The 4997-nt window shown below is 35.6% G+C and carries 2 protein-coding genes; one reads left to right on the top strand and one right to left on the bottom strand.

Features of this window, described 5'->3' with window-relative positions:
* Positions 1-1102 (top strand): DUF6990 domain-containing protein (locus PVV60_RS09480; protein ID WP_404977307.1); only part of this gene is annotated, 1102 nt, incomplete at its 5' end.
* Between the two features lie 928 nt (positions 1103-2030).
* Here the strand turns inward: PVV60_RS09480 and PVV60_RS09475 are convergent.
* Positions 2031-4997 (bottom strand): type ISP restriction/modification enzyme (locus PVV60_RS09475; protein ID WP_273724543.1); only part of this gene is annotated, 2967 nt, incomplete at its 5' end.

The raw sequence follows: 4997 nt of genomic DNA, 5'->3' as shown, positions 1-4997 counted from the left end.
AGATATACTTGAGTGGGCTGATCGGCAAAATGTCAATCAGATCATTTATAATTATGTAGCATTTCCCCCAGACAGTGAACTTGATCTTGTAGCGCGTCACCTTATTGCGCTTGTTTTGATTGGGGATATTGAAAAGCTCAAATCTTATAAGGAGAGTTTTAGAAAGGGAAATCCTTTAGGTTTTGTGGAAGAAATCTCAAAATATAGAATTGATAATCTTCTCACTCTTGCACGGGGTTATCGAGCGGGTTTTCCAAAAAACGCTCCTATTTTGTCTCTTGATCCCCAAACAACATCTATTGCTTCCAAAACTGTTGCTGTTGAGGCGATAGAGGAGGTAGATGAAGCGGATGACAATGATGCTCCATTGACCATGGAAAGTGCAACAGCACTTTTAAAAAGCTTAGGCTGGTCGACTAAAAAAATCGATGGTGATGATTATATAGCAAGCTATCAATTGCCTGATCGTGAAGTAGACATTCTTTATAACGATGAAATTGCTAAAGATTGCCCGCAATTTGATCGCGCCTTTTTGATTAGCACGGGCATTCTTTCCACCGCTTGTAAATTCATTGATCCTACCAACATGCAAGATTTCCCAGATTTAGAACTTAATTTTGAAGCAAAGGGATTGGAAATCTTTGAACCAGAGGTTAGTGAGGACCGCTTAAAACAAGCCCTTGATGATGCGCTAGAATGGGCAGTCAAAGATATTGATCTTTCTGAAAGACTTCGCTGTGATTATGGTAAAGCTCCTTGGCAACAGGATGCAAAGTCCAAAACAGACAATAAGGATTATGCTTTGCTTCATATTGGCGCTCTTGCTTTATTGGGTGATGTTGAGACCTTACAATCTTATCAGAAAAGCTTTACGGCAGGGGATCACCTAGGCTTTGACGAGAGCATCAACAAAACCCACCTTGAACGTGCATTAGCTTTAGCCAAAGAAGTAGCAAAGGTGAAGCAAGTGAGTTACGCTTTGATTAAACAGGTGGCAGAAAAGCTTGATGATCAACAAGAGGTTACCAGCAAGGAGCAACCCCGCTCGTGGAAAGAGAAAATAGTCAATTTTATCGGAAAAAAGACAAGAAATAGCACATAAAAAATATCAAAAAGATTTCAGAAATTTAGAAAATAAGACGCGCTCCAAAGCCTTGATCACTAGTTGAGAAACTGAAGTGGTGGGGTTCTGATCATGGTTTTGGTGCAAGATTTTAAGGAAATAACCTATTATTTCATAGATTATCAAAATCTCTTTTAATGGGCTTTTGTCTATTTTATCGGTTATGTCAGTTTATTTAACAGACGAATCTTATGATTTTAGTGAGTGATTAAAACACGTCTTAAAAAAACATATGATCCTTTAAAGCCTTTCAAAAGAAAGGGGGTATAATCATAAGAAATGCTATCAAGATCATTATGGTTATGAGTTTTGAAGAGGTTTTGAGTTTTGACGGTTACTGCTTTTATATAAAAAAATAGCAAAAAATAAAAACGTTATATTTCAATGTATTAAGATTTTACAGATCTTTAAAAAACAACCTATATCGACATTACAACCTATAAATTCAACCAATAATATACGTTTTGAAGGGGTTTTGACGGTTTTTACACCTTCAAAACCTATAAGCAAAATGAATATACATAACTCTCTTTAAACAAAGCTTTTGAAAATAATAAAGCTATCATTTGAGATTGCGATATAATCTCTTAAAGGCAATATAAAAGAAGCGTATTCTGTTTAAGAGTGGATTTCTTATAAGTTTTAAAGCAATCCAAATAAGAGTATCTAAAAGTGCAAATGATTTCTTTTTAGAATAACGCATGATAAATTATCTCTTTTAAGATTATAGGTAATCAACTCACAAGATGATACGTTTACAAAAGTCCATTAAAGGATTTCTGATAACGTAATTCTTTCCTATCTTAGTTATCTCATAACAGATGATAAAATAGACTGTTATTTAAACTAATACATAAGCGGCTTTAATAAGATTAGCATGCCCATTATGTGAGCATGCTTTATAAGTCTATTCAGTTTCTCTTATTTCCAATTTTGGTAGGTTCTTAACAATTTTCATTGTCTCTAAACTTACAGTAATAACCCTTTGAAATAATTCTAGAGGGTAGGCAGGATTGCCAATGGTTTCAACAGCATAACGATTGGCATCATTAACAATGCCACTCTTTTTATCTGTCTTTACACATTGACGCCCCATAACCCATTCAAGAGCGGGTCTACCATTGACGATATATTCATAAGCCTCAAGAGGGATATCTGTTATTGTGATATTGCTGTTATAAATAACAGTTGATTTATCTTTCTCTTTACCTGCTTTTGCGAATTTCATTTCTGTAACGTAATAAAACTTTTCTGGATTAGAGATGTCTGTTTGTTTTGGATTGCCCCTTTTAAAGGTCACTGGATAAGGCTCTACATCTTCATAATTCACGTGCAAATGACCGAGTTTACGCCCCGCTGTTACAAACTTCCAAAAATCATCAGCACTCTTTACACAAGGAATGCGAGGCAGTTCTTTAGAGAGGTTATCAGCATAATGGGTACGGTAATCTTCCGAATGTAAAATCCCATAAACGTAATAGAACAAATCATCTTTAGTGATTTTTTCATTAGGGTAAGCAGCTTTAAAATGTGCTAACCCTTCATCAGTAATAGCATCACGCTTTTGTAAATCAGCATTAATGCTTTTTTCTGTAAATAAATGGGATTGTTTTTCTTTATTGTTTTTCCAGGATTCAGTGTCTTCGTAAATATAGCGTGGAAAACATTGGCTAGTATCCATTGAGTGATAATTAGGCAAATCCTTAGTCATAAGAGCAGAAAATCCGCTTCTTGCTCCTATGCCTGTAATTTGTATTACTTTATTCTCTACCGTTTCTCCTATCGGGAATATACGCGGCATTTGATAAACTGATTCATTAAAGATGCTATTGTAATAAAGCCATTGCTGTATAAAAGGACGATAAAGGCTTTGAATAAGGCATATATCCTCAAATTCAAAAAACTTTCCTTTTATCAAATTTTGTTTAACACTGTAACTCCAACTGATTTTATTTTCATCCGCATTGACAAAATGATTTACAGCACTGGTACGTGTTTTGCGGTCAGCATGTAGATAGGCATCATTAAAACGTTCTACTTCGCTATTATAAAAGGTTATCATATCGTTCATATTTTTAGCTAAAGCTTCACGGCTTGAGTTATATGCCCATGCATCACGGCTAGTTATGACACCACACGAAAAATTTTTAAAAAGTTTTTTACTATGACCTTTTTTATCACCTTTATCACCTATAGCTAAAAAGGCGTTGAAATTGTCATCACGTTGATTGATCCAATCACCATGCTCGTCAGGTGTAATCATTTGCCAGCTTGATTTATTAGTAATACCGTCAATACTACCAAAATATTCGAGAGCTGTAAGTTTTTTTTCTTTTGTGTGATTATTACCAATATCATGATAGTAAATTTTACAAGGTCCAACAGCATTGGGATTTTTGATAAACAGCGTCACGGCAATACCAGTCATACTACCATTGCCAAAAACATTTTCTCCTTCTTGAGCTTTCCCATTGCTTAACATGTTTTTACGGACATCCCCTCGTAAATTAAGCACATAAATGCTCGTAAACTCTTTGGCTAAAGATTTTCGTAAGCCATCCATTGTTGACTTTTCTATATAACCAGAACCAGAAACAAAACCAATCACTCCAGCATTACCAATACGGTCACTAGCCCAGCGGATAGCGCGGATATAACTATCATAGAGATTTCTTTTGAGTTTGGCTTGAGATCTTAATGCATACGTATCACGAATTCTTGCATCAAGTGTTGTGTAGATTACATTTGCATTATTATCATTTTCATTTTTTTGCCCTACTGAATAAGGAGGGTTACCAAAGATAACTTCGATATTGAGATTTTTCTGGTGTTCTAAATATTCACTGTTTTCTTTGAGTATACCGTCTATCAAGTTTTTTTCTTTAAGCGTCTGAAACGTATCAGCCAAACCAATATGTTTGAAAGGAATATATTCACCTTTCATAAGACTATGATAAGTCGATTCAATGTTAATGGCTGCTATGTAATAGGCGAGTAAAACAATCTCATTGGCGTGGATATCATGACGGAACTTATATTCCATATCCTCTGGTTTTATGAGATTGGATTGTAATAGCCGTGTGATAAAGGTACCAGTACCTGTAAAAGGGTCAAGAATAGACACCCCCCGTGACCCCAAGCTTTTTCCAAACTCATTACGCAACACATCATCAACAGAATGAATGATAAAATCCACAATCTCAACGGGCGTATAAACAATCCCAAGCCTATCCGTGGTTTTCTTAAATGCCTTGGTAAAAAAATCTTCGTAAAGTTTGATAATAAGGTTCTGTCTTGCTTGGGGGGAGGTAATCCCAGAGGCACGGAATTTTACGCTGTCATAAAACTCTTGTAATTCTTGAGATACCTCTTCAATATTGGTTTTATCGAGTTCTGTTAAGATTTTTTCCATTGCTTGTGAGATAGCATTGTTTTGCACAAATTCATTGCCATCAAACAAAGCTTCAAACACGGGACGCGTCACAAGATGTTGTCCTAACATCTCAAGCGCTTCCTCTTGTTTGATTTCACTGTTTAAGTTGTTTTTGAGTTCTTTATAAAAACTCTCAAAAGCATGAAAAGCTTCACTGGTTTCATCAGAAAGTATATCTTTAAGACGATTGATATGGTTTTGAGCAATTTCAGCAACATTGCCAGCCCATATGCCCCAGTAATCGGCAAGGGTAAATTTCTTAGCCAAAAGGGTTTTAAGGGCATTGGGAAACTCTTTATAAAAAGGTAATCTTCCTGTTACGCTATGAATAATTTGTGGTTCATGAGCTGCTTTTCCAATCTCAAGCCCCGCGCTTTCTGGTTTCTCATAAACATGGATTTTATCTTCAACCGTGGTCATACTCTTTAAGGCAACAATCTC

This window comes from Bartonella sp. AU18XJBT, from assembly GCF_028618595.1.
Taxonomy (GTDB): Bacteria; Pseudomonadota; Alphaproteobacteria; order Rhizobiales; family Rhizobiaceae; genus Bartonella.
This window is presented reverse-complemented; position numbering and strand designations above follow the sequence as displayed.